The sequence below is a fragment of the Chryseobacterium sp. BGARF1 genome (assembly GCF_001677955.1).
Taxonomy (GTDB): Bacteria; Bacteroidota; Bacteroidia; order Flavobacteriales; family Weeksellaceae; genus Chryseobacterium.
The window spans coordinates 103219-126319 of the sequence record NZ_LELA01000042.1; the positions used below are offsets into that span (position 1 = coordinate 103219).

General features: G+C 34.2%; 22 protein-coding genes and 1 riboswitch. Of the genes, 8 read left to right on the plus strand and 14 right to left on the minus strand.

All coding sequences use genetic code 11. The features are described from left to right. Positions 1-43 precede the first annotated feature (43 nt). The 3 genes from AB671_RS07810 to AB671_RS07820 all read right to left on the minus strand — a co-directional run bounded on the left by AB671_RS07810 (position 44) and on the right by AB671_RS07820 (position 2074). Positions 44-727, minus strand: a complete 684-nt coding sequence (locus AB671_RS07810; RefSeq protein WP_066675054.1) for a LytR/AlgR family response regulator transcription factor — start codon at positions 725-727, stop codon at positions 44-46. Next, the gene (locus AB671_RS07815) at positions 714-1460 is read right to left on the minus strand and encodes a sensor histidine kinase (RefSeq protein WP_228390881.1); all 747 of its coding nucleotides are present in this window, start codon (positions 1458-1460) and stop codon (positions 714-716) included. The genes AB671_RS07810 and AB671_RS07815 overlap by 14 nt, the downstream gene beginning before the upstream one ends. A 266-nt stretch (positions 1461-1726) precedes the next feature. Then, positions 1727-2074, minus strand: coding sequence for a hypothetical protein (locus AB671_RS07820; RefSeq protein WP_157444164.1), 348 nt, complete (start codon positions 2072-2074; stop codon positions 1727-1729). 169 nt (positions 2075-2243) lie between these two features. On the opposite strand from AB671_RS07820, the gene AB671_RS07825 reads away from it, so the two are divergent. Genes AB671_RS07825 through AB671_RS07835 form a run of 3 tightly spaced genes read left to right on the plus strand, consistent with a single transcriptional unit; the run spans position 2244 to position 7446 of the window. Further along, the gene (locus AB671_RS07825; RefSeq protein WP_066675063.1) at positions 2244-3092 is read left to right on the plus strand and encodes a DUF5694 domain-containing protein; all 849 of its coding nucleotides are present in this window, start codon (positions 2244-2246) and stop codon (positions 3090-3092) included. Between the two features lie 36 nt (positions 3093-3128). Then, complete coding sequence (locus tag AB671_RS07830; RefSeq protein ID WP_066675067.1) at positions 3129-5255, plus strand: TonB-dependent receptor domain-containing protein; 2127 nt, start codon at positions 3129-3131, stop codon at positions 5253-5255. A gap of 55 nt (positions 5256-5310) precedes the next feature. Further along, entirely contained in the window at positions 5311-7446 is a 2136-nt protein-coding gene (locus tag AB671_RS07835) for an outer membrane beta-barrel protein (RefSeq protein WP_066675070.1), read from the plus strand. Between the two features lie 132 nt (positions 7447-7578). Here AB671_RS07835 and AB671_RS07840 read toward each other — a convergent pair whose 3' ends face one another. The 11 genes from AB671_RS07840 to AB671_RS07890 all read right to left on the minus strand — a co-directional run bounded on the left by AB671_RS07840 (position 7579) and on the right by AB671_RS07890 (position 16916). After that, positions 7579-8289: a HesA/MoeB/ThiF family protein gene (locus AB671_RS07840; protein WP_066675428.1), complete on the minus strand. Its 711-nt coding sequence runs from the start codon at positions 8287-8289 to the stop codon at positions 7579-7581. A 212-nt stretch (positions 8290-8501) separates the two neighbouring features. After that, positions 8502-9620, minus strand: a complete 1119-nt coding sequence (gene thiH, locus AB671_RS07845) for a 2-iminoacetate synthase ThiH (RefSeq protein ID WP_066675072.1) — start codon at positions 9618-9620, stop codon at positions 8502-8504. Between the two features lie 102 nt (positions 9621-9722). Next, positions 9723-10499 (minus strand): thiazole synthase, encoded by a 777-nt coding sequence (locus AB671_RS07850; protein ID WP_066675077.1) that lies wholly within the window; start codon positions 10497-10499, stop codon positions 9723-9725. Then, positions 10496-11110, minus strand: a complete 615-nt coding sequence (locus AB671_RS07855; protein WP_066675430.1) for a thiamine phosphate synthase — start codon at positions 11108-11110, stop codon at positions 10496-10498. The genes AB671_RS07850 and AB671_RS07855 overlap by 4 nt, the downstream gene beginning before the upstream one ends. A 19-nt stretch (positions 11111-11129) precedes the next feature. Next, positions 11130-11720, minus strand: a complete 591-nt coding sequence (locus AB671_RS07860) for a thiamine phosphate synthase (RefSeq protein ID WP_066675080.1) — start codon at positions 11718-11720, stop codon at positions 11130-11132. Continuing rightward, the gene (thiC, locus tag AB671_RS07865) at positions 11717-13528 is read right to left on the minus strand and encodes a phosphomethylpyrimidine synthase ThiC (RefSeq protein ID WP_066675083.1); all 1812 of its coding nucleotides are present in this window, start codon (positions 13526-13528) and stop codon (positions 11717-11719) included. Before thiC ends, AB671_RS07860 begins: the two co-directional genes overlap by 4 nt. An 11-nt stretch (positions 13529-13539) precedes the next feature. Then, positions 13540-13746: a sulfur carrier protein ThiS gene (thiS, locus tag AB671_RS07870; RefSeq protein ID WP_066675086.1), complete on the minus strand. Its 207-nt coding sequence runs from the start codon at positions 13744-13746 to the stop codon at positions 13540-13542. A 57-nt stretch (positions 13747-13803) separates the two neighbouring features. Continuing rightward, a riboswitch (TPP riboswitch) is annotated at positions 13804-13904 on the minus strand. A 416-nt stretch (positions 13905-14320) separates the two neighbouring features. Continuing rightward, entirely contained in the window at positions 14321-14998 is a 678-nt protein-coding gene (locus tag AB671_RS07875) for an RluA family pseudouridine synthase (RefSeq protein ID WP_066675089.1), read from the minus strand. Positions 14999-15004: 6 nt separating this feature from the next. Next, entirely contained in the window at positions 15005-15328 is a 324-nt protein-coding gene (locus tag AB671_RS07880) for a hypothetical protein (protein WP_066675092.1), read from the minus strand. Continuing rightward, positions 15328-16143, minus strand: a complete 816-nt coding sequence (panB, locus tag AB671_RS07885) for a 3-methyl-2-oxobutanoate hydroxymethyltransferase (RefSeq protein WP_066675094.1) — start codon at positions 16141-16143, stop codon at positions 15328-15330. Before panB ends, AB671_RS07880 begins: the two co-directional genes overlap by 1 nt. Before the next feature lie 59 nt (positions 16144-16202). Then, a complete protein-coding gene (locus AB671_RS07890) occupies positions 16203-16916 on the minus strand; it encodes a Crp/Fnr family transcriptional regulator (RefSeq protein WP_066675097.1) in 714 nt (237 codons plus the stop codon). An 89-nt stretch (positions 16917-17005) separates the two neighbouring features. Between AB671_RS07890 and AB671_RS07895 the strand changes: the two genes are divergently transcribed. From AB671_RS07895 to AB671_RS07915, 5 genes are all read left to right on the plus strand, one after another. Then, on the plus strand, positions 17006-19381 hold the full coding sequence (locus AB671_RS07895; RefSeq protein ID WP_185114059.1) for a heavy metal translocating P-type ATPase: 2376 nt from the start codon (positions 17006-17008) through the stop codon (positions 19379-19381). Between the two features lie 109 nt (positions 19382-19490). Beyond that, the gene (gene ccoS / locus AB671_RS07900; protein ID WP_066675103.1) at positions 19491-19712 is read left to right on the plus strand and encodes a cbb3-type cytochrome oxidase assembly protein CcoS; all 222 of its coding nucleotides are present in this window, start codon (positions 19491-19493) and stop codon (positions 19710-19712) included. Between the two features lie 5 nt (positions 19713-19717). Beyond that, positions 19718-21976 carry a cytochrome-c oxidase, cbb3-type subunit I gene (gene ccoN, locus AB671_RS07905; protein ID WP_066675106.1) on the plus strand — a complete coding sequence of 753 codons (2259 nt, stop codon included), beginning with the start codon at positions 19718-19720 and terminating at the stop codon, positions 21974-21976. A gap of 18 nt (positions 21977-21994) precedes the next feature. Continuing rightward, positions 21995-22192: a cbb3-type cytochrome oxidase subunit 3 gene (locus AB671_RS07910; RefSeq protein ID WP_066675109.1), complete on the plus strand. Its 198-nt coding sequence runs from the start codon at positions 21995-21997 to the stop codon at positions 22190-22192. 10 nt (positions 22193-22202) lie between these two features. Continuing rightward, positions 22203-23081 (plus strand): cbb3-type cytochrome c oxidase N-terminal domain-containing protein, encoded by an 879-nt coding sequence (locus AB671_RS07915; RefSeq protein WP_066675112.1) that lies wholly within the window; start codon positions 22203-22205, stop codon positions 23079-23081. The last annotated feature ends 20 nt before the right edge of the window (positions 23082-23101 follow it).

Here is a 23101-nt window from a genome sequence, read left to right on the forward strand (position 1 = left end):
GTTTTTATCATATAGAAAAGCAACTTCCATTGAAGTTGCTTTTTTATTTCAGCTTTTCTAAAAGATTAGATTTATACATTTCTCCCACCGAAATTTCATGTTCCGAAATTAAAGTTACTTTTTTTGAACTTAAGCTTTTCACTTTATTTAAATTTAAAATAAAAGATTTATGAATTCTTATAAAATTTTCAGGAAGCTGATTTTCCAGAGACTTCAGTGTATCTAAAACAATATATTCCTGAGTTTTGGTTTTAATATTCACGTAATCTTTAATGCTTTCCACATAAAGAATTTCATCAAAATTAATGCGATGTTGCTGACCGGAAGATTTCACGAAAAAATGTCCAGTTTCAGTAGCTTCAACTACAGGAAAACGTTCCTGAGCTTTCATAGCACTTCGATTAAAGCGGTCAAAAGAAATTGGTTTTAAAAGATAATCGACCACATTGTGCTCATATCCTTCTAAAGCATATTCTGAATAAGCCGTAGTTAAAATATATTTCATTTTATCGCCGACAATTTTCATAAAATTAATCCCAGTTAATTCTGGCATTTGAATATCTAAAAAGACAAGATCTGCATCATTCTTCTGAATAAATTCTAAAGCTTCAATAGGGTTTTCAGTAGAAAAAACAAGCTCAAGAAAAGGAATTTTCTCTACATAACTTCCGAGGAGTGATACAGCGAGCGGTTCGTCATCAACAATAATGCATTTAATTTTCTTCATTTTTTAAATCAATCTTTAAGTCTACGGTAAAATTGGTTTCCGTTTCAATCATATTCAACTCGTATTTTTTAGGATATAAAATTTCGAGTCGTTTCCTTACATTTTCAATCCCTATTCCAGAAACAGAGTCTTTCATTTTCTCTTTTTTAAAGTTTAAAAGATAAAAATGCAGAACTTTATTGTTATCTGAAATTTTCATATCAAAACCTTTGTTTCTGAAATCCCCATGTTTAAAAGCATTTTCAACGAAAGGAACTAAAAGCATCGGCGAAATATTCAGTTTTGGATGCGACAGCTTTTTTTCAACATTTAATAATTCAGGGTTTTTAATTCTCAATTTTTCTAAAGCAATTAGACTGTCTAGATAACCAATTTCTTTATCTAAAGTAATAAAATCTTTCTCAAGATCTTTTGTGCTATATCTTAATAATTGCCCTAATTCTTCAATTGCTGGCAAAGCTTTATCTGAATTTTGATAGACCAAAGAATAAATATTATTTAGTGTATTAAAAATAAAATGTGGATTGATTTGGGTTTTTAAAGCTTTGAGTTCTGCAGATTTTTTTTCCTGAATCAATTGTTGTCGTTCTTCTTCTCTTTTAAAAAATATATTGAACAAAGCCAATGCAGTACTGATGAACAATGTATTAGAACTATAAAAAACATTATCAAAATAATAAAACCAAAGCGAAGTACCTTCAGCATAATTACCATGTCCAATAAACATCGGCATAATCAACTCTTCTGACAAATATCGAAAAATCACAAAACAGCCGACACTGATAAAAAAGCCAAAAATCGTTAAATACAGCTTTTTGATATTAAAGAAAAACGGAACTATAAAAAAATAATTAATATAAAAAACGATAAAACTAACTATAAAAAATGTGGCATTCAGTACAGCATGATCGGTTTTCCATATTAATATCGGTATCAAAATGGAAAAAGTAATATTAAGAATCCAATAAAATAGGTGTAAAAATAAGATCTGTTTTGTTTTCATCGTAATTCTTTGTTGTTAACTATAATTGGTTGAGAAGAGTAATAATGCAAATATATTGAAACAGGCTTTGTATTTCTGTTCTCCAGCTTTAAACTGCTTTTTTTAGGTAATCTATATTTAAATTCAGATTTACTCAAAATTTCAGAAGGTATTTTCAGCTCAGAAACTAAAGCTATTTTTTCATCTGAAAGATTTTCTATTTCTAAAGTTACTGGCGCTTTTACTTTATTAATAGTAATGCTTTCGTTCGGAGCTATTGTCATTGTTTTCCAAACATCTACCCTGTGATCGCCTACATTGGGTTGCATAAAAGCTAAGCTTAAAAAGAGTATTATATTTTTCATTCATCAAAAATAAATACTATAGCATAACCAAATCTTCCAAAATCTATAAACACCCCTTTTTTTCCGATGAAAATATTTTAAACCGGCATATTCCTTACTTGGTCGAAACGCTGTTTTATCAAATCGATGTGAGATATAAATTTGTCAAAAATATTTAAAACAAATTATTATGAAAACATCAATATTAATCACGTTAATGACAATGTCAACATTCTTATTCGGGCAGAAAAAACCTTCAGAATATTTTCCTGATTCTAAAACCAAAGTTTTGGTTGTTGGTTCATTTCATTTTGATTATCCCAATCAAGATGCTCATAAAACAGAAAAAAATGACCAAGTAGATGTTTTGGAACCGAAGACAGCAGCCGAAGTAACAGAATTAATCAATTACATTAAAAAGTTTAAGCCTACAAAAATTGCAATTGAAGCTTGGCCAGATTGGAAAGCTAACGAAAAATTGCAAGAATATAAGGAAGGAAAACACAGAGACCAAAGAGATGAGCGTTATCAGCTCGCAATGCGTATCGCAACAGAACTTAAGATTAATGAATTACACAGCATTGATGCGAATTCAGTATTAGATGATCTTACAGAAAAATTTGGTAAGACAGACTCAGTATATTTTAAAAATATGCTTAAAGATTATGATTTCTTAAATGACGATCGTATTTCTCAACAGTATACTACTTTCATTAAGAATACTGAGCGCAAAAACTTCAAATCTATTCTTAATATGTTTAAATATATGAACAGTAAAGAATATCATCAATATGAATACGGAGCGTATTTAACAGGAGATTTTAAATTGAGAGAACACGACGGCGCAGATCTGCTTGCTTTATACTGGTACAACAGGAATCTTAGAATGTTCAGAAAAATACAGGAGATCCCTAAAAATACAGAAGACAGAATTTTAGTGATTGCAGGAAACGGTCATGCTACAGTTTTCAGACAGCTTTTTACTATGTCTCCGGAATATGATTACGTAGAATTTTCATCTTTAGACTCAAAAAAATAATTTTCTTACCTCATCAATCTAAACCATCCATTCCTTATGAAAAAGACATTCATTATTGCAGCTTCTTTCTTATATATCTCTTCATTTGCCCAAAAACAGGATACTCTACAACTTAAAAATATAGAATCTGTTACCATTAATGGAAAGAAAAAACTTCTTCTCGAAAGAAAAGCTGATCGATTTATCTTTAATGTGGAAGCTTCTGTAGCTTCACAGGGAATGGATGGTGCCGAAACTTTAGCCAATGTTCCGATGTTGAAAGTAGACGATAATTTGGGAAGTATTTCTATTGCAGGAAAGAGCAGTGTCAATGTAATGGTCAATGGAAGAATGCTGAATCTTTCTGGAACGAATCTTATCAATTATCTGAAAACGATACGCTCGGAAAATATTGCCAAAATAGAAGTAATCACTACTCCACCTGCAAAATATGAAGCTCAGGGAAACAGTGGATTGATCAATATTATTCTTAAAAAAAATCCAAACCTAGGATGGAGCGGATCTGTGAATACCGGATTGAACCAAAGAACCTATTCGGGTGGAAATTCAACAGGGTCATTGAATTATCAAACTGAAAAGTTAAGTTTGTCATTTAAAACAAGTTATATTGACGGAGCAAAACGTTCAGAAGAAAACTACAGTATTTTAGGAGCTTCTCAAAACTACAGCCGGTCTGTAAGAAAAGATATGTGGAAAGAATTGACGCCTAATCTAAATCTTTCGTACAAGCTCAATAAAAACTCCGAAATTGGAATGGAATACATCTATGCTCATCAGAAATCTGGGATGGATATTGTAAACGAAACACGAAATGTAGACACCGATTTATCCGCAGAAAACCTTTTAACAAAGACTTTTCACCGCGAAAAAACACCAACTCATACATTGAGCGCTTATTATGACCTCAAATTAGATTCATTGGGAAAAAAATTGAGCTTTGCAGGAAACTTTTTTAAAAACAATTCTGATACAGACGTTAACTTTTCAACATTGAAATTGAGTGATAATTCAGTTCAGAATGTTAATACAAGATCAATTGTTGAGCCACAGGTTTTTTCTTTGCAGGGAGACCTTGAGCTTCCGTTTTCTTTTGGTACCATTGAAACCGGACTTAAATTTAATCAATTTAAAAACGCTACAGATTTACAATATTTTAATATCATCAACAATCAATATGTTCCGGATTTTCAAAGAGCCAATTTATTTGAATATAAGGAAGAAAATTATGCTGCTTATTTTAGTTATGCCAAAAGCTTTGGAGAGCATTGGGAAACAAAAGCAGGGCTTCGTTATGAAAACACTCAGGCGCAAAGCTTCACTCCATCAACAAACACAAGTAATACATACAATTACGGACAGTGGTTCCCATCTGCTTTTGTGTCTTATAAAAAAGAGAAAAATGTTTTCAGTTTTTCTTATTCAAGAAGAATCAACCGCCCGAGTATGAGCAATCTTAATCCTTTCAGATGGTATGAAAATCCTTATTCTTATTCTTCAGGAAACCCTTTGCTTAAACCCTCTTACATCAATAATCTGGAATTGGGATATACTTACAACAGCAAATTTTCAGCGAGCATTTATTATTTAAAGCTTAAAAATGGTTTCGGACAAGTCTCTTACTTAGATGGTCTTACACAAATTGGGACTTACCTTAATCATTATGACAACAATTTTTATGGTGCTAACGCTTCTTACACCGACAAATTGTTCAAATTTTGGGAAACAAGTCTTTCAATAAATGGGTCACTTACAGATTCTAAAATATTTAATGTTGAAGCTGAAGCTAAAAATGGGTATTCAGTCAGTTATTCGATCAATAATACCTTTACAGTCAATAAAAACAAAACGGTTTTCTTTTTTCTAAATTACAGTCAGGATTTACCTTATAAAAATGTAAACTCTTATTTTCATAATTTTTCTAATCTTACTTCAGGAATAAAAGTTTCATTAATGGAAAAACAGTTACAAATCAATGCTACTGTAACCAATATTTTTGCTCAGAAATATCGTGGTGATATGTATTTCAAAGATAACAGTCAACATTTCAATAATTATTGGGATGGGAGAAGTTTCCGTTTAAATGTCAATTACACATTAGGAAACAACAAAAAGAAAAGAAGTACAAAAAGCATCAGTTTTGAAGAAAAAGACAGAGCGCAATAAAATTTTGTAACAAATAAGATTTTCTATCGTCTAACTGATTAGATTTACTCACATCATGAAGAAAACTTTATTTACTCTTTCAATTTTAGGTTCAGTTTTAGGTTTTGCCCAGGAAACCAAAGATAATAATGACAGCAAACTAAAAGAAAAGGAAATAGAAAGCGTTGTTATTACCAAAACTAAAAAAGCCGTTGAGCAAAAAGCTGACCGTACAATCTTTGATTTTTCTGAGCAACCAAGTCTAAATTCAGGCTCTTTGATGGAAGGCGTAAAAAAACTTCCGGGTTTGGTAGTTTCTGATATGGTAGGAATGATGTATCAGGGGAAGCCTTTGGATGTTTATATGGATGGAAGACCTTTAAACATTTCAAGCAACGAACTGAATGCTTTCTTGGTAGGAATGCCTGCAAACTCCGTAGAAAGAATCGAAATAATTACACAACCTGGTGCCGAATTTCCTGCAACTTCTGGAGGTGCTATTTTAAATATTATTACAAGCAAATCAGCAAAAAATTATCTGACTGCAGTTTACAATGGAGGTTACCGTTTTTCAAGCTACGACAAATACAGAAGCAGATTCAATAATTCAATCGCTTTAAACTCAAGAAACAAATGGTTTGGATGGCAGGTCAATTTAGGTCAATACTACCGTGAAAGCTTATCGCTTTCTGAATTGGATGGACTTACCAGAAACCACTCAAATTCCTTGGGAAGAACCTATTATATGAATTCTGCTTTCACTTTCGAGCTTGGGAAAGACAGATTATTGTTAAATTATGACATCAATCACAATAATGGAGGTGCAGATGTTGTTGCTGACCAATTTATAGGTGGAGTTACCACATCCAATTATTCCAGTGATACTAAAGGTTTAAGACAGGAAGTTGCGGCAACGTATCAGAAAAAGTTTGAGGATAAAAATAAGAAGCTTGATTTTAAAGCAGTTTACACCAACAGCGATTCAGAATTTAATCAATATGGAAACCAATCATTAAATAACTCTTCTTTATTTAATCTATATAATTTCAGAGTTGATTATTCTCAACCACTGAAAATTTTAGATGATGGCAAGGTAAGTTTTGGAGGTTTATACGACCAGCAAGATTTTGAAACAAAAGATAAAAGTCTTATTAATCTCGATTACACAAGACAAACGACTTCTGCTTACGTAGAATTCCAGGCAACTTTGAAAAAGTTTGATTTCATCGCGGGAGCAAGAGCCGAAAATTATGACATTACAGGAATTACACGATTCTATGATGAAAACAATAATTTAAAAGAAAGCAATTTAAATCCATTCAAAAAGTTTAAAATCTTTCCAAACGCAAGTGTGCAGTATAATTTAATGAAACAGCTTTTCGTTAATGTCAACTACAACAAAAAAATCAGTCTGCCGAGTGTTTCGCTACTAAACCCGAATAACAATATACTTAGCACAGAAACAGTTACATCAACCGGTAACCCCAATTTACAACCAACCATTTATGATAATGCTGAAATCAAAATCAGCGCATTTGATTATGCTTACATCGGCTACAACACCAGTTGGGTAAAAAATCAGATTGTACAGCGAGTTTCAAGAAAAGATAATTTTATTACAAACGAACAAGTACAGGTAAATAGCATCAGAACGCATAACTTTAACTTTGGAATGCCTATTCCGTTTATGTTGTTTACAACGCCTTTCAGTGAACTGATGAAATTCAATGTGAATCCTGATAAAATGAATTTACTATACGTTTATACGGGTTATCAGCTTCAGGAAATGCCCGATGTAAAAACGAAAGGTTTTTGGGTTTTCAGCGTAATGGGACAATTTATTCTTCCTAAAGATATCAGACTTCAGGCAAATTATAACGTAATACCAAAAGGTGGAAATTTCTATTATTTTGAAATTGAAAAACCATTAAACAACGCATTTGACCTTACGGTATCTAAAAAATTCATGAGTGACCGTCTTAACCTTTCCTTGTATGCAAGAGATATTTTTAATCAAAATAAAAGCGTCATCAAGGCCATATCTACAGAAGGAAATGTATTTACATCCAATAAATACGACAGCAGAAGTTTCGGAATCACCGTAAATTATAAAATCCCAACCAAAAACAAACTGGCAAAAGAAGATCCGAATATGATTAAATCAACCAATCAAAGCGACAGCAGCGGTGGAATTTTACAACAAGGACAATAATTTATCCAAAATCTCAACCATTATATATTTCAATAGGAACGGGCTTTAGTCCGTTTTTTTGATGTCTAATTTTCCATCAACATTAAAAATCATTCTTTCAAAAAGAGGAAAATTATAACAATTAGGATTTTTTTAGAAATCAACCGTTTGAAATCTCCATTCCAAAGTATCAATCAATGTGATTTGATTTAAATTGAATGACAGATTGGTTATTATTTTTAAAGCTAAAATCGCCATCATACTTCCTACAATTCCCGGCAATGCGCCCAAAACTCCGAGACTATCACAATCCGGAAGACCTTCCTTAAAAGGAGGTTCAGGAAAAATATCTCTTAAATTCTTACTTCCTTTATAATTAAAAACAGCAACCTGTCCGGAAAAACCTAGAATACTTCCGTAAACTAAAGGTTTTCCAATCTTTACACAAGTATCATTAACTAAATACCTCGTTTTAAAATTATCGGAACCGTCAATAACAATATCAAACTGAGAAATAATTTCTTCAGCATTAGAATCATCAATCTTATTTTCAATTCCGATAAAATTGACTTGACGATTAAGGTTTTTTACAAAGTCTTCTGCACTTTTAACTTTTGATTTTCCTACAGAATTTTCATTATGAATAATTTGTCGGTTTAAATTATGCAATTCAACCTCATCAAAATCCGCAACTCCCAAAAATCCAATTCCGGCCGCAGCTAAATATTGAATGACCGGACTACCTAAACCTCCTGCTCCAATCACGAGAATTTTGGCACTCATTATTTTTTTTTGACCTTCCAAACCAATTTCTTCAATAAAGATCTGGCGGCTGTATCTTGAGAAAATATCTTCCTTTTTCATTTTTTTGATTTTATTTGAATCAGGTTGTTCGAGATTTATTTTTAACCTCACGTCAGTTCGACTGTTTTTCATAATAGAATGGAGAAAAATGTATCGAGAACTTTCATTAAGCAAAACTTCTCGATACGATTTTTTGCAAAAATCTACTCGAAGTGACGTTCGTTATATTTCTAATAGAGTTTTTATTTTTAATTTGTTTAAAATTTCAACCTTTAAACTCCGCTATACACAGAATCCCAATCTTTCATTATTGGGTCGTAGCCTGCATTTTTAATAATATTTTTAATTTCCGCCATACTTCTTTCATCACTGGTTTCAAATTGTTCCAAAGATTCTTTGTCCACCGCATAACCACCTGGATTGGTTTTCGAAGCTGCACTCATTGCTGTTGCGCCTAAAGAAATAATATGATTTCTAAAATTTTCGTTTTCTCTTGTTGAAATAGAAATTTCCAAATCTTCATTCCAGATTCTGTACGCACAGATTAATTGGAGTAAATCTTTATCAGACATGATAAAATTGGGTTCAATAATTCCTTCTGCAGGTCTTAATCTAGGAAATGAAACTGAATACCTACTTTTCCAATATTGTTTTTGAAGATAATCGATGTGAAGTGCGTTGAAGAAGCTGTCTATACGCCAATCTTCCAAACCAAGCAAAACCCCCAATCCCATTTTATGAATTCCGGCTTTACCAATTCTGTCGGGAGTTTCCAGACGAAAATTGAAATTTGACTTTTTTCCTTTTGGATGATACTCTTTATAAACTTCCTGATGATAAGTTTCCTGATAGACCAAAACCGCATTCACGCCTGCTTCATGAAGTTCTCGATATTCTTCTTCCGACAAAGGCTGAACTTCAATAGAAATATTAGCAAAATATGGCTTTAACAAACGAACAGCGTTCAGAAAATAATCAATTCCAACTATTTTATTTGCTTCTCCGCTCACCAACAAAACGTGATTTACCCCCATTGATTTCAAAACGGTAGCTTCGATCATCAATTCAGTATCAGAAAGTGTTTTCCTTTTAATCGAATTATCTAAACTGAAACCGCAGTACGTACAAATATTCTGACATTCATTACTCAGGTACAACGGCGCATACAACTGAATGGTTTTCCCGAATCGTTTCTGAGTAAGTTGCTGCGTCATTTTCGCCATTAATTCTAACTTTTGAGCAGCAACAGGCGAAAGAAAGTTCAGAAAATCTTCTATTGTTTTATTCTTTTTCTGAAGGCTATTTTCCACATCAGACAATGTCACTTTTTCAAGCTTTGCTTTTACCTCATCCCATTGATATTGTTCAAAAAAATCTTTAAAACTTTTCATAATATTCGGTTTAATCCAAATGACCCGTTGTCTATTATTTATTGATAGGATTTTATCCTATCCTTTATTAAATCGTCCCTTCGGGACTCTTTTCTCTTTATTTTAATCAAACAAAAAAGAAGTCAGCGGACTTGATGCTTGTGCATGATTTCCAATAGCTCCCAAACCAGATTCAAAAGCTCTTCTTCCTGCAATTACGCCTTCTTTAAAAGCCAATGCCATATTTACAGGATTTCTTGCAACGGCAATTGCCGTATTTACCAAAACTGCATCAGCTCCCATTTCCATGGCTTTTGCGGCATCAGAAGGTGCACCAATTCCAGCATCAACAACAACGGGAACATTACTTTGGGCAATAATAATTTCTAAAAAATCTAAAGTTCTTAACCCTTTATTCGTCCCAATCGGCGCTCCCAAAGGCATAACAACGGCTGTTCCTACATCTTCGAGACGTTTACACAAAACTGGGTCTGCATGGATGTAAGGCATTACGATAAATCCTAATTTTGCCAATTCTTCTGTTGCATACAACGTTTCAATTGGATCAGGTAACAAATATTTTGGATCCGGATGAATTTCAAGTTTTACCCAATTGGTTTCCAAGGCTTCTCTTGCCAATTGTGCTGCTAAAACCGCTTCTTTGGCAGTTCTTGCTCCTGAAGTATTGGGTAAAAGGTGAGATTTTGTAGGTTTTAAAGCATTTAACAAATCATCTTCTGAAGATTGAGAATCGATTCTTTTTAAAGCCATTGTCACCAGTTCACTTCCAGAAGCGATGATGGAGTCGGTCATTTCTGAAAGATCTCCAAATTTCCCGGTTCCTAAAAACAGTCTCGATTCGAAAGTTCTGTCTGCTATAATTAATGGTTGATTGTTCATTGCATTGCTATTTTAAATTCGTTGATAATAGATGGTTGATTGGTGATTTGACCAGAAACGGCAACTCCATAAATTCCGATTTGTTGTAAGAGATCGATGTCTTTCAAAACCACTCCGCCAATTGCGAATATTTTTGGGATTTCTAATCCTTTTTCTTTTAAATCCTGAATGATTTTTTCATAACCTTCAAAGTCTAAAATCGGACTTAGCTGTTCTTTAGTTGAAGTAAATCGAAGTGGTCCTAAACCGATGTAATCGCAGTTTTCGTTAATTCTTTGAATAATATCTTCTAAAGTATTTGCCGTACCTCCGATGATTTTATGCTTCCCTAAAATTTGTCGTGCCGATTCTATCTTTTCATCTTTTAAGCCTAAATGAACTCCGTCTGCATCGACCATTTTAGCAATATGTATATAATCATTAATGATACAAACTGTTTGATTATCTGAGCATATTTTTTTTGAAACCTCGCTAAGCTTGATTAGTTCATTTTCAGAAGCGTTTTTCCAACGAACCTGTATCCATTTTACACCATTATCGATTGCTTTTCTAATATTTAGCTCTTGATCTTCTATCGTAAATCCTTGTGATATGTATTGTAATTTTTCCATTTTATAATTTGAATAAACTCTAATAATTAATGTTTTGCTTACATTTTTTAAATACATTCAATGGTTGATTACTTTCCCAAATTGCACCTAATAAAGCCACTCCATCAACATCAACATTACTATCAAAAATCTGATGAATATTATTTTCATTAATTCCTCCCAAAGCAATCAGGTTTACATTTCGATTATCTCTTTTCTTGATATCATTTAAAATATTTGAATTTTCACCATATCCTTTTTTAGAAATACTCGGAAAAACCGGACTGATAAATGCATATTCCCATTCTTCATTTAGTTCATTAAACGTTTCAATATCGTGAACTGATGTTGAAATTGTTTTATCTGTAAAAGATTGAGACAAGCCATTTTTTCTGTCAATTTCTCTGAAATGAAATCTTGAAATATTAAAGTTATCCGCCAAATTATAATGACTGTGCAAAACCAATTGAGAATGAAATTCCGAATCTATCTTTTGAATAAAATCAGTCATTTCATTTTGGTTAATAAAAGGCTTTCTTATGTGAAGTAAATCCAAACCTTCCTGAAATAGTTGATTGATAATCTCAGTTTCATTTTGAACAAGTTCTTCGGGAGAAATTACAGTGATCATATATAAATTTCTTTCCCTTTTTCGATGAATTCCTGAGATTTATCAAACATTCCTTTTTCTGCAGACTCACGGATCTCCTGTGTGATCTTCATTGAACAGAATTTTGGCCCACACATTGAGCAGAAATGCGCAATTTTTGCTCCGTCCGCAGGAAGCGTTTCATCATGATAAGATCTTGCCGTATCCGGATCAAGAGAAAGATTGAACTGATCTTCCCATCTGAATTCAAATCTTGCTTTACTCAACGCGTTGTCTCTGTATTGCGAACCTGGATGACCTTTCGCCAAATCTGCAGCATGAGCAGCTAATTTATAGGTGATTACCCCAACTTTTACATCGTCTTTATTGGGTAACCCCAAATGTTCTTTCGGAGTCACATAACACAACATCGCACAACCAAACCAACCAATCATGGCAGCGCCAATTCCTGAAGTAATGTGATCGTAACCCGGCGCAATATCCGTCGTTAAAGGACCTAATGTGTAAAACGGTGCTTCGTCACAAACTTCTAATTGCTTCTCCATATTTTCTTTGATCATATGCATCGGAACGTGACCAGGACCTTCAATCATTACCTGAACATTATGTTTCCAGGCAATTTTTGTCAGTTCACCTAAAGTTTCTAATTCTGCAAATTGCGCTTCATCATTGGCATCGGCAATTGAACCCGGGCGAAGACCGTCTCCTAAAGAAAAAGCTACATCGTATTTTTTCATGATCTCGCAAATTTCCTCGAAATGGGTGTACAAAAAGTTTTCTTTATGATGAAACAAACACCATTTAGCCATGATAGAACCACCTCTGGAAACAATTCCTGTGACTCGTTTTGCGGTTAGATGAATATATCTTAATAAAACTCCAGCGTGAATGGTAAAGTACGAAACTCCCTGTTCTGCCTGTTCGATCAAAGTATCTTTAAAAATTTCCCAAGTCAGATCTTCTGCAACACCTTTTACTTTTTCCAATGCCTGGTAAATCGGGACGGTACCAATAGGAACCGGACTGTTTCTGATAATCCATTCTCTGGTTTCGTGAATGTTTTTTCCGGTTGACAAATCCATAATTGTATCAGCTCCCCATCGACAAGCCCAAACTGCTTTCTCTACTTCTTCTTCAATACTCGATGAAACGGCACTGTTTCCGATGTTTGCATTAATTTTAACCAAAAAATTTCGCCCGATGATCATCGGTTCGCTTTCAGGATGGTTGATATTATTGGGAATAATTGCTCTTCCCGCTGCAATTTCATCTCTTACAAACTCGGGAGTAATTTTGCTTTTCGGAGTTCTTGCCCCAAAATTGTTTCCCTGATGTTGAAAAGCCATGTCTTTTGAAACAGAATCCAGTTGCTCGATTCTTTGATTTTCTCTGATGGCAATATATTCCATTTCGGGAGTGATGATGCCCTGTTTTGCGTAGTATAATTGGGTAACTTCTTGTCCTTCTTTTGCTACTTTCGGTTTGTGATTGTAAGAAAATCGTAATTCATCTAATTTTGGATCAGCTAGTCTTGCTTTTCCATATTCTGACGTAATTCCATCTAAAACTTCGACGTCATTTCTATCCAAAATCCATTGTTCACGAATTCTTGGAAGCCCTTTTTCGATATTAATTTCAGAATTTTCATCGGTGTAAGATCCTGAAGTATCATACACTGTAACAGGTAGATTATGTTCTAAAGTTCCGTTGGTGAGTTTTGTCGGACTTAATTGTATTTCGCGCATCGCTACATTGATTGGATGAATTTTTCCTTCAACATAGATCTTTTTTGAATTCGGAAACGGCGAACGTGTGATTTTATGAGCCATAAAAATATTTTTTAACCGCCTTGAGTAGCAGTAATGATTAAAATTGAATCTTGGTTGTTGAGAATAGTTTCCGCCCAGAATGACTGCAGAATAATACGATTGTTGAGCGCTACGGCAATTCCTTTTTTCTTTTCAGGTAATTCCATAGCGATAAGTGCTTCCAGCGTTTTGGGAAGTACATCAAAATTTCTTAGTGTGTGATTGATTGTGAGCTCCATTCCTAAATTTTAAAATACACTTTAGGAATGCCCATCATTGTACAATAGAATGTACAGCAAAGTCATCTCACTTTTTCCTACGCTAGTATGATCTAGAAATCAGGTTCAAAGGGTAAAGTCTCAGCCTGTTTTGTCAACAGACACCCCTAAAGTTGCGACGAAGGTAACTATTTTTTTGAAATATGCAAAATTTTTTGAAAGAGATGGAAGTCGGGTTTTGGAGATTGGAAGTTTTAAATGCTTGAAAATATTGTTTTTTATATCTCGCTGATTTTGCAGATTACACAGATGTTCTTTTAATTTTTACTGGAAAAATTCGAGTTGAAATTCTTATAAGATGACAATCTTTATATTTGATTATCATACATTTAAATAATTGAATTCAAACCTAGCCCCGATTGTAACGGCATCCTTTTGAGTTGCGGCGGAGCGAAGCGGAGCCGTAACCCAAAAGATATAGTGGAAAGCGGGAAAAAGCTCCTAAAAAAGAGAAAATTTGCATTCATAAGAAAATAAAAATGGAAACAAGATGATCTCCAGTTTCCATTTTTTTACTTATTTCTATATTTAATATTTATTCTTCACATGCTCTCCAAATTGCGTCATTCTGTGGAACGGGAGCAACAATTGTCACCTCCTCTTTTGTAACAGGATGTATAAACTGAAGTTTTCTGGCGTGAAGATTTATTCCGCCATCGGGATTTGAACGAGGCGCACCGTATTTTAAATCACCTTTAATAGGAACTCCGGTTTTTGATAACTGTGCCCTGATTTGATGATGCCTACCGGTTTCCAAATCAATTTCCAAAAGCAGATAATTATCTAACGCTTTAATGATATTATAAGTAAGAATTGCTTCTTTTGCCCCTTCGGTAACCTTAGGAAAAACAATTGCTTTATTATTTTTTTCGTTCTTCTGTAAATAATGAACCAATCTTTGGCTCTGTGGAATCATTTCTTTAGCAACAACCGCCCAATACGTTTTCTTGATTTCACGGTTTTTCACCATTTGAGTTAATCTTGAAAGCGCTTTTGAAGTTTTAGCATAAATCACCAAACCAGAAGTTGGGCGATCGATACGATGTACCAAACCCAGAAAAACATTTCCGGGTTTATTATCTCTTTTTTTGATGAAATCTTTAATGGAATCGAGTAAAGGTTCGTCACCGGTTTTATCGCCCTGAACGAGCTGCCCTACTTTTTTATTGATAACTAAAAGGTGATTATCCTCAAAAACAATCTGCTCTTCCATACTACCTTAACGATTCTGCGATCTGCTCACAAAAGAAATAACTACTCCACCTAAAAGACCAATCGTTTTTATGATGTTAAGACTTGAATCCATCGGTAAAAATGCTCCGATGATACACAAACCTGCAGCTGCATACATAGGATACATAAATTTAGTATGCATCAACATTCTTCCCTGAACGATAAAGCTGATTCCAATTAAAATATAAAATAATCTTGCCGAAAGAAGATAGTTAATATTATCCGGGAAAATTTTAAACCAACCCGCTGCTAAACAAACGATTGCTAAAATTGATAAAATTCCTTGTGTTGCCTGTAAATTACTTTTCATTAATAGCTTTCATTTTGGTTAGGGAAATCAGCATTTTTCACGTCTTTCACGTATTGAGAAACTGCTCCCGTAATTTCTGTATATAAATCTAGGTATCTTCTTAAGAATTTTGGAGAGAAACCTTTGTTCATTCCCACCATATCATGATATACCAAAACCTGTCCGTCACAATGAGGTCCGGCTCCAATTCCGATTGTTGGAATTGAGATACTTTCCGTTACTCTTTTCGCCAGATCTGCAGGAATTTTTTCAAGAACAACTCCAAAACAACCTAATTCTTCAAGCAATTTTGCATCATTGATTAGTTTTTCAGCTTCAGCTTCTTCTTTAGCTCTTACTTTATAGGTTCCAAATTGATAAATAGACTGCGGCGTTAATCCCAAATGTCCCATAATAGGAATTCCGGCATTGATGATCTTTTTAATTGATTTCGAAATTTCTTTTCCACCTTCAATTTTAATCGCATGAGCGCCACCTTCTTTCATCATTCTTACCGCAGATTCTAATGCAATATCAGGATTACTTTGGTAGGTTCCGAAAGGAAGATCTGCAATTACCAATGCTCTTTCTACCCCTCTCACCACACTTTGAGTATGATAAATCATCTGATCTAAAGTAATAGGAAGTGTTGTTTCAAAACCCGCCATTACATTCGCCGCAGAATCGCCAATAAGAATGGTATCGACACCTCCGGCGTCAACCATCTTTGCCGTCGTAAAATCGTAAGCGGTAAGCATTGTTATTTTCTCCTTATCGAATTTCATTTTTCGCAAGGTTTCTGTAGTAACTCTTTTAATTTCGGAATGAACAGACATAATGTATATGATTGTTTTAAGTTAAAAAGTCGGCTTTCGCCGACTTAGATATTTTGATTTTACAAAACTACGTGTCCTAGTTTCATTAATTTATCGTGGTTGAGAATTTTGATATTTCTGCCGTCTACTTCGATGAGACTATCACCTTTGAATTCTGAAATCAATCGGATGGCACTTTCAGTAGCCGTTCCGATAATGTTTGCAATTTCTTCTCTCGTTAAAGAAATTTTAATAAAACCTTCAGGATCTGTTCCTAATTTTTGTTCTAAAAGAATTAGAATTTCCGCCAGTCTTTCTCTTACTGTTTTTTGAGCCAAGAAAGTAATCGTATTGGAAGATTCTCCCAATTCGTATGCTATTTTTTGAAGCATTACAAAAGATAATTGTGAATCTACTTCAAGCAAATACATAAAAACTTCTGCAGGTAAAAAAGTAGCTTCAATATCAGTCATCGCTTCAGCTTTAGCCTGAAAATTTTCCCCACACAGCAAAGATCTGTATCCAATGATATCTCCTTCTTTAATAAATCTCAAGATCTGATCTTTACCAAAAGCTCCTGATTTTGATAGCTTTGCAGCACCTTTTTCTAAAAAATAAACTCCTCTTGGCGTTTCTCCATCCTCAAAAATAATATCGTTCTTCTGAAATTTCAAGCTTTTTTGAGCTTTAAAATACTTTTCAAAATCTGCGCTATTCAGCCTTTCTTTAAACGATTTATCATTAAAAACTCTTGCAAATCTATCCTCAATAGCAATTTGTTGTTCCTGCGACATTTTTATGACATTTGTCACAAAAATAGAACATTTTAAATCGATAAACAAAAAAAAAATGTTATAATTTTGTAAGTCAATAATTTATGAAGGTGAGCGAGAACTGTTTTCATTGCGGACAAGGGATAGAAAAGGAAAGAATTTCTTTTGACGAAAAAATTTTCTGCTGTACGGGCTGCAAATCTGTTTATGAAATTCTGAATACTAATAATCTTAGTAATTTTTACGAATTAAATAAAAAAGCGGGCATAAGACCTGAAGAAAACTCTTCACAATTTGACTATCTCGACACCAAAGAAATTTTTGACAGAGTTACAGATTTTTCTGAAGGCAATACAAGTCTTGTAACGTTCAGGATTCCGGTAATCCACTGCTCTTCTTGTATTTGGTTATTAGAAAGCCTTCATACTTTACATAAAGATATTCATTATTCTCAGGTAAACTTTACAAGGAAGACCTTACAGGTTTCTTTCAATCATAACGAATTAAAATTAAGCGAATTAGCTAAATTCTTAACCAATCTTGGATACAAACCCGCGATTAGCCTTGAGACGGTTGATAAGAACGAAGACAATCTAGACAAATCTTTATTGATAAAGCTTGCGATTGCAGGATTCGCTTTTGGAAACGGAATGTTTTTAGCCTTCCCAGAATATATCGGCGGTGAAGATTATTGGATGGAACATTATAAAGGACTTTTCAGAGTTTTAATGTTCTTACTTTCAGTTCCTGTTGTTTTTTATTCTGCATCAGACTATTATAAATCAGCTTGGTATGGTTTAAAAAACAAAATCGTCAACATTGACGTTCCTATTGTTTTAGGAATTTTTGTTTTGTTCGGAAGAAGTATTTATGAAATCGCTACTGATTACGGTCCCGGATATTTTGATACTTTGTGCGGACTTCTGTTTTTCATGCTTTTAGGGAAAATTTTCCAGAAAAGAACGTACAGCTCGCTTTCTTATGACCGAGATTACAAATCATTCTATCCGATTGCAGTAACCAAAGTTGATTTTAACGGAAAGCAGGAAAACATTCTACTTTCAGAGATTAAAATCGGCGATAGAATTTTAGTAAGAAATCACGAGATCATTCCCGTCGATGCTATTTTGATTAGCGGAAACGGAAATATTGACAATAGCTTCATCACAGGCGAAAGTGAAAGTATTTCTAAAAATCCGGGGGATAAAATCTTTGCAGGAGGAAAACAGATTGGTTCATCTTTGGAGCTTGAAGTTATTAAAAACGTCGACCAAAGTTACCTTACCCAACTTTGGAACAAAGAAGCTTTCAAAAAACACGAGACTGGACTTGACACTTTAATCAACGACATCAGTAAATATTTCACCTTTATTATTTTGGGAATTGCGCTTGTAGCAGGAATTTACTGGTATTTTATTGATCTTGAAACCATGTTCCAGGTTATTTCTGCCGTTTTAATCATTGCCTGCCCATGCGCTTTGGCATTGTCTTCTCCATTTACTTTCGGTCACATTATGAGAATTTTAGGCCGAAATAAATTTTACGTAAAAGATACTATAACGATTGAGAAAATTGCAAAAGTTGACGCTTTAGTTTTCGATAAAACCGGAACAATTACCCACAGAAAAAAATCAAACATCAGATATGAAGGTTCTGAGATTTCAGAATTTGATTTATTAAACATTAAAAGTTTAGTTAAAAACTCCAATCACCCGCTTTCAAAATCACTTTATGAATTTTTGGAAGTACAAGACGACTATTTCCCTGTTGACAACTTTGAAGAAATCTCAGGAAAGGGTTACGAAGCAAGTGTACGAGGGAATATCTATAAAATTGGTTCTGCAAAATACAACAATCAAGAATCTAAAAATCTTGAAACCGCAGTTTACATCAGTAAAAACAATGAGTTTATCGGAAAATTCATATTTAAAAATGAGTACCGAGAAAATCTTAAAAACCTTTTTGCAAAACTGACCCATTATAAAATTTTCATTTTGAGCGGCGACAATGCCTCTGAAGAAAACCAACTTAAGGAGATTATCCCAAACTACAGCGCGATGGCATTTAACCAAAACCCTGAAGACAAACTGAATTACATCAAAGAGCTTCAGGATAAAGGTTTAAAAGTAATCATGCTTGGTGACGGTTTAAATGATGCTGGAGCTTTAAAACAAAGTAACGTAGGAATCGCAATTTCTGACGACAGTAACAGCTTTACACCATCTTCGGATGTCATTATGAATGGAGAAAAAGTATCGCAACTAGACAACTATCTGAACGTTTGCAAAGGCTCGATTACAATCGTAAAACTCACCTTCCTGATTAGCTTTCTGTACAATGTTGTTGGTTTAACGTTTGCTGTCACCGGAAATATGAGTCCCTTATTTGCAGCTTTAATTATGCCTGCAAGTTCGATTACCGTTATTTCATTCACAACGATTTCCACCTGGATTCTTGGGAGGAAATATTTCAAAAAACAGCTTTAAAAGCTCTTATTTAGACTGATTTTAAATTAGCCAAACCTAGTATTTCGTGATAATTGTCATTATTTTTCACTAATTTTGAACCCCGAAAATAGGTTAATTTTGTTGTCAAATGGATATTCTATATTTAATGATCTTATGCAGCGTTTCTTTGGCTGTAGTTTTTCTGGTCGTATTTATAGTTTTCGCCAGAAAAGGGCAGTTTGAGGACGACGAGTCTCCAGCTGTAAGAATACTTTTTGATTCCGGTGAAATAAAGGAAAAAGAAGGCACTGGCAACAACAACGATAAGAAAAAAGGAGATAATAATAAATTTGAAGAAAAAAGTGAATAGTTAATATGGAGACACAAAAGTTTAGTTATGACAACAGTATTGTTCGTGCATTCCTATACGCGACCATAGTTTTTGGAATTATAGGTTTCGTGTTTGGACTTACGGCAGCATTGATGCTTTTCTATCCTGAGCTTCCTGAGTTTTTGTTTGGAACTGACGATACAACAATCAACAGTCTTGCATCAGGAAACATACAAGGGTTAATTAATACCAACGGTGCGTTAGGGTTTGGTAGAATAAGAATGCTACACACCAACACGGTAATCTTTGCATTCGTATGTAATATCGTTTATGTAGGGGTTTATTACTCTACTCAAAGATTATTAAAAACAAGAATGTACAGCGATACTTTATCGTGGATTCATTTCTGGACATGGCAATTTATGATTGTTGCTACGTTTATCACATTCTTTATGGGGATCAACACCTCAAAAGAATATGCTGAGCATGAGTGGCCAATCGATATATTAATCGCAGTTTCGTGGATCATTTTCGGAGCGAACATGATTTTAACGATTGCAAAAAGAAGAGTAAGACATCTTTACGTAGCCATTTGGTTCTATCTTGGAACTTGGGTTGCTGTAGCGATGCTTCACATATTCAACAACTTAGAGGTACCTTTAACGTTCTCTGGTTGGAAATCTTATTCTGCTTATGCAGGAGCAAAAGATGCCATCGTACAATGGTGGTATGGTCACAATGCGGTAGCATTCGTATTGACAACACCTGTTTTAGGTTTAATGTATTATTTCTTACCTAAAGCGGCTGACAGACCTGTATTCTCATACAAACTATCAATCATTCACTTTTGGTCATTGATTTTCGTATATATCTGGGCTGGTCCTCACCACCTTCAGTATACAGCATTACCGGCATGGGCACAAGCAGTGGGAACAGGTTTCTCAATTATGCTTATCGCACCATCTTGGGGAGGTATGCTGAATGGTCTACTTACCTTAAGAGGAGCTTGGGATAAAGTAAGAGAAAATCCTATTTTGAAATTCTTCGTAGTTGCAGTTACTTGTTATGGTATGGCAACATTTGAAGGACCTCTTTTGGCTACAAAAAACATCAATAAAATTGGTCACTTTACAGACTGGGTTATCGGTCACGTACATTTAGGAGCATTAGGATGGAATGGTTTCATGGCATTCGGTGTAATCTATTATTTGGTACCAATCATGTGGAGAACCAAAATGTGGTCTGTGAAATTAGCAAACTGGCATTTCTGGTTAGGTACTTTAGGGATTATTTTCTACGCAGTACCAATGTATATCGCTGGATTTACTCAAGGTTTGATGTGGAAACAATTTAACCCGGACGGAACATTATTGTGGAAAAACTGGTTAGATACCGTTACTGCAATTATTCCTTACTTTAAAATGAGATTCGTAGGTGGATTATTCTACCTTTCAGGAGGTCTTTTGATGGTGGTGAATGTTTACATGACAATCAAAAAAGGATCATTCCAAAAAGAAGTTCCAGCAGAAGCACCTGCTTTAGCTAATATCAGCAACAGACGTAAAGAAGGAGAAGGTCTTCACCTTTGGTTAGAAAGAACGCCAATCTTGATGACTGTTTTATCATTGCTTACAATTTCTGTAGGTAGTATGGTAGAAATTATTCCTACTTTATCATTAAAGAAAAGTGTACCTACAATTTCTGCGGTGAAACCTTATTCACCATTAGAATTAGAAGGTAGAGATTTATATATCCGTGAAGGTTGTAACGCTTGTCACTCACAAATGGTAAGACCATTCAGAGACGAGATTGTAAGATTTAACGGTAAAAACGGACAGTACTCTAAAGCTGGAGAATTTGTTTACGACAGACCATTCCTTTGGGGATCTAAGAGAACAGGACCAGATTTACATAGAGAAGGTGGTAAAAACCCAAGTTCTTGGCACTACAAGCATATGTATAACCCAAGACAAACGTCTGCAGGTTCTATTATGCCACGTTACCCTTGGTTGATTTCAAATAATCTTGATCGTTCTCAAATGGTAGACAAAATCAAGTTTATGAAAAACACCTACGATGTACCTTATACAAAAGCTCAGATCGATACTGCAGATAAATGGGCAGACAATCAGGCAGCGAAAATTGTAAAAGATATCTTCGTAGAAGCGGCTGACGTGAAAAAAGTGTACGAAAACAAACCTAAAGGAGAATTAGAGAAAAAAGAGATTATCGCTCTTATCGCTTACCTTCAGAGATTGGGTACTGATATTAAAACGACAGAAATAAAAACAGCTAGTAACTAATAAAATTAAAAGCTTACTATGATTCCTCAAAACTTTAAAGATATATTATCCAATACTGAAAATGCAGGTTTGTATCAAACATTGGCTCTGATTTTCTTTATGTTGTTTTTCGTAGCTTTGATAATCTATGTTTTTAGCAGGCCTAAAAAATATTACAAAGAAGAAGAGCACGCTCCACTTGGGGATGACGAAGATGATTTTAATTTAAAAAATTAAACTATTTATTATGAGACAAAGAACACCGGTTGTTGTAAACATTTTAATAATAACAGTATTATTAGTAATATTTTATTATTTATTTGTTCAGAGCTACTCGTTTTTAGCTTCACCATATTTCTGGGGAACTGTTGTAATCAGTGCTATTTTAGCATATATTCACGGTGCCATCGGAGATTTGATTGAGAACAATAAATTTAAAAAATTAACTGCTGAAGAAAAAGCGGCTTACTTAGCTGAAAAGAAAATTCCTTTTCTTAGAAGACAGTATGATGCAGCTTTCAAGAAACAGTCAGACTCTCACGAGAAAGATATTCTTATTGACCACGGTTTCGATGGGATTATGGAATTAGATAATCAGTTACCAAAATGGTGGTTAGGTTTATTCTATTTCGGAACTGTATTCTGTATCGTTTATATTTGTGCATATGCTTTTACAGATTTTGCTCACCCATTAAGCGAATATGATCAAGAATATAAAGAACAGCAGGCAAGTATTGCAAAATATCTTGAAGATCAACCACCAGTAACAATAGAATCAGCAGTTTTCTCTGAAGATAATATTGCAGCAGGTGAAGAAGTTTTCAAAACCAACTGTGTATCTTGTCACTCAGACGGAGGTAAAGGAGGTATCGGACCTAACTTGACTGATAATTTCTGGCACAACCAACCTGAGAAAACATTATTCAAAAACGTATTCCACGTTGTAGATAATGGGGTTACAGGAACAGCAATGCAGGCTTGGGGTAAAAATGGAGTTTTAACAGGTACAGACATACAAAATGTTGCAGCTTACGTTTACTCTATCAACCAGCTTAAAAAACCAATTACTCCTGCAGAAGGCGGTGCACCACCATATGGTGATGAAGCTCATTGGGAAAAACAGTAATTAAAAAAAATATAAAACAT

Coding starts and splice junctions, on each gene's coding strand:
- AB671_RS07810 (WP_066675054.1), bottom strand. CDS start 727: ATGAAGAAAATTAAATGCATTATTGTTGATGACGAACCGCTCGCTGTA.
- AB671_RS07815 (WP_228390881.1), bottom strand. CDS start 1,460: ATGCCGATGTTTATTGGACATGGTAATTATGCTGAAGGTACTTCGCTT.
- AB671_RS07820 (WP_157444164.1), bottom strand. CDS start 2,074: ATGAAAAATATAATACTCTTTTTAAGCTTAGCTTTTATGCAACCCAAT.
- AB671_RS07825 (WP_066675063.1), top strand. CDS start 2,244: ATGAAAACATCAATATTAATCACGTTAATGACAATGTCAACATTCTTA.
- AB671_RS07830 (WP_066675067.1), top strand. CDS start 3,129: ATGAAAAAGACATTCATTATTGCAGCTTCTTTCTTATATATCTCTTCA.
- AB671_RS07835 (WP_066675070.1), top strand. CDS start 5,311: ATGAAGAAAACTTTATTTACTCTTTCAATTTTAGGTTCAGTTTTAGGT.
- AB671_RS07840 (WP_066675428.1), bottom strand. CDS start 8,289: ATGAAAAAGGAAGATATTTTCTCAAGATACAGCCGCCAGATCTTTATT.
- thiH (WP_066675072.1), bottom strand. CDS start 9,620: ATGAAAAGTTTTAAAGATTTTTTTGAACAATATCAATGGGATGAGGTA.
- AB671_RS07850 (WP_066675077.1), bottom strand. CDS start 10,499: ATGAACAATCAACCATTAATTATAGCAGACAGAACTTTCGAATCGAGA.
- AB671_RS07855 (WP_066675430.1), bottom strand. CDS start 11,110: ATGGAAAAATTACAATACATATCACAAGGATTTACGATAGAAGATCAA.
- AB671_RS07860 (WP_066675080.1), bottom strand. CDS start 11,720: ATGATCACTGTAATTTCTCCCGAAGAACTTGTTCAAAATGAAACTGAG.
- thiC (WP_066675083.1), bottom strand. CDS start 13,528: ATGGCTCATAAAATCACACGTTCGCCGTTTCCGAATTCAAAAAAGATC.
- thiS (WP_066675086.1), bottom strand. CDS start 13,746: ATGGAGCTCACAATCAATCACACACTAAGAAATTTTGATGTACTTCCC.
- AB671_RS07875 (WP_066675089.1), bottom strand. CDS start 14,998: ATGGAAGAGCAGATTGTTTTTGAGGATAATCACCTTTTAGTTATCAAT.
- AB671_RS07880 (WP_066675092.1), bottom strand. CDS start 15,328: ATGAAAAGTAATTTACAGGCAACACAAGGAATTTTATCAATTTTAGCA.
- panB (WP_066675094.1), bottom strand. CDS start 16,143: ATGTCTGTTCATTCCGAAATTAAAAGAGTTACTACAGAAACCTTGCGA.
- AB671_RS07890 (WP_066675097.1), bottom strand. CDS start 16,916: ATGTCGCAGGAACAACAAATTGCTATTGAGGATAGATTTGCAAGAGTT.
- ccoS (WP_066675103.1), top strand. CDS start 19,491: ATGGATATTCTATATTTAATGATCTTATGCAGCGTTTCTTTGGCTGTA.
- ccoN (WP_066675106.1), top strand. CDS start 19,718: ATGGAGACACAAAAGTTTAGTTATGACAACAGTATTGTTCGTGCATTC.
- AB671_RS07910 (WP_066675109.1), top strand. CDS start 21,995: ATGATTCCTCAAAACTTTAAAGATATATTATCCAATACTGAAAATGCA.
- AB671_RS07915 (WP_066675112.1), top strand. CDS start 22,203: ATGAGACAAAGAACACCGGTTGTTGTAAACATTTTAATAATAACAGTA.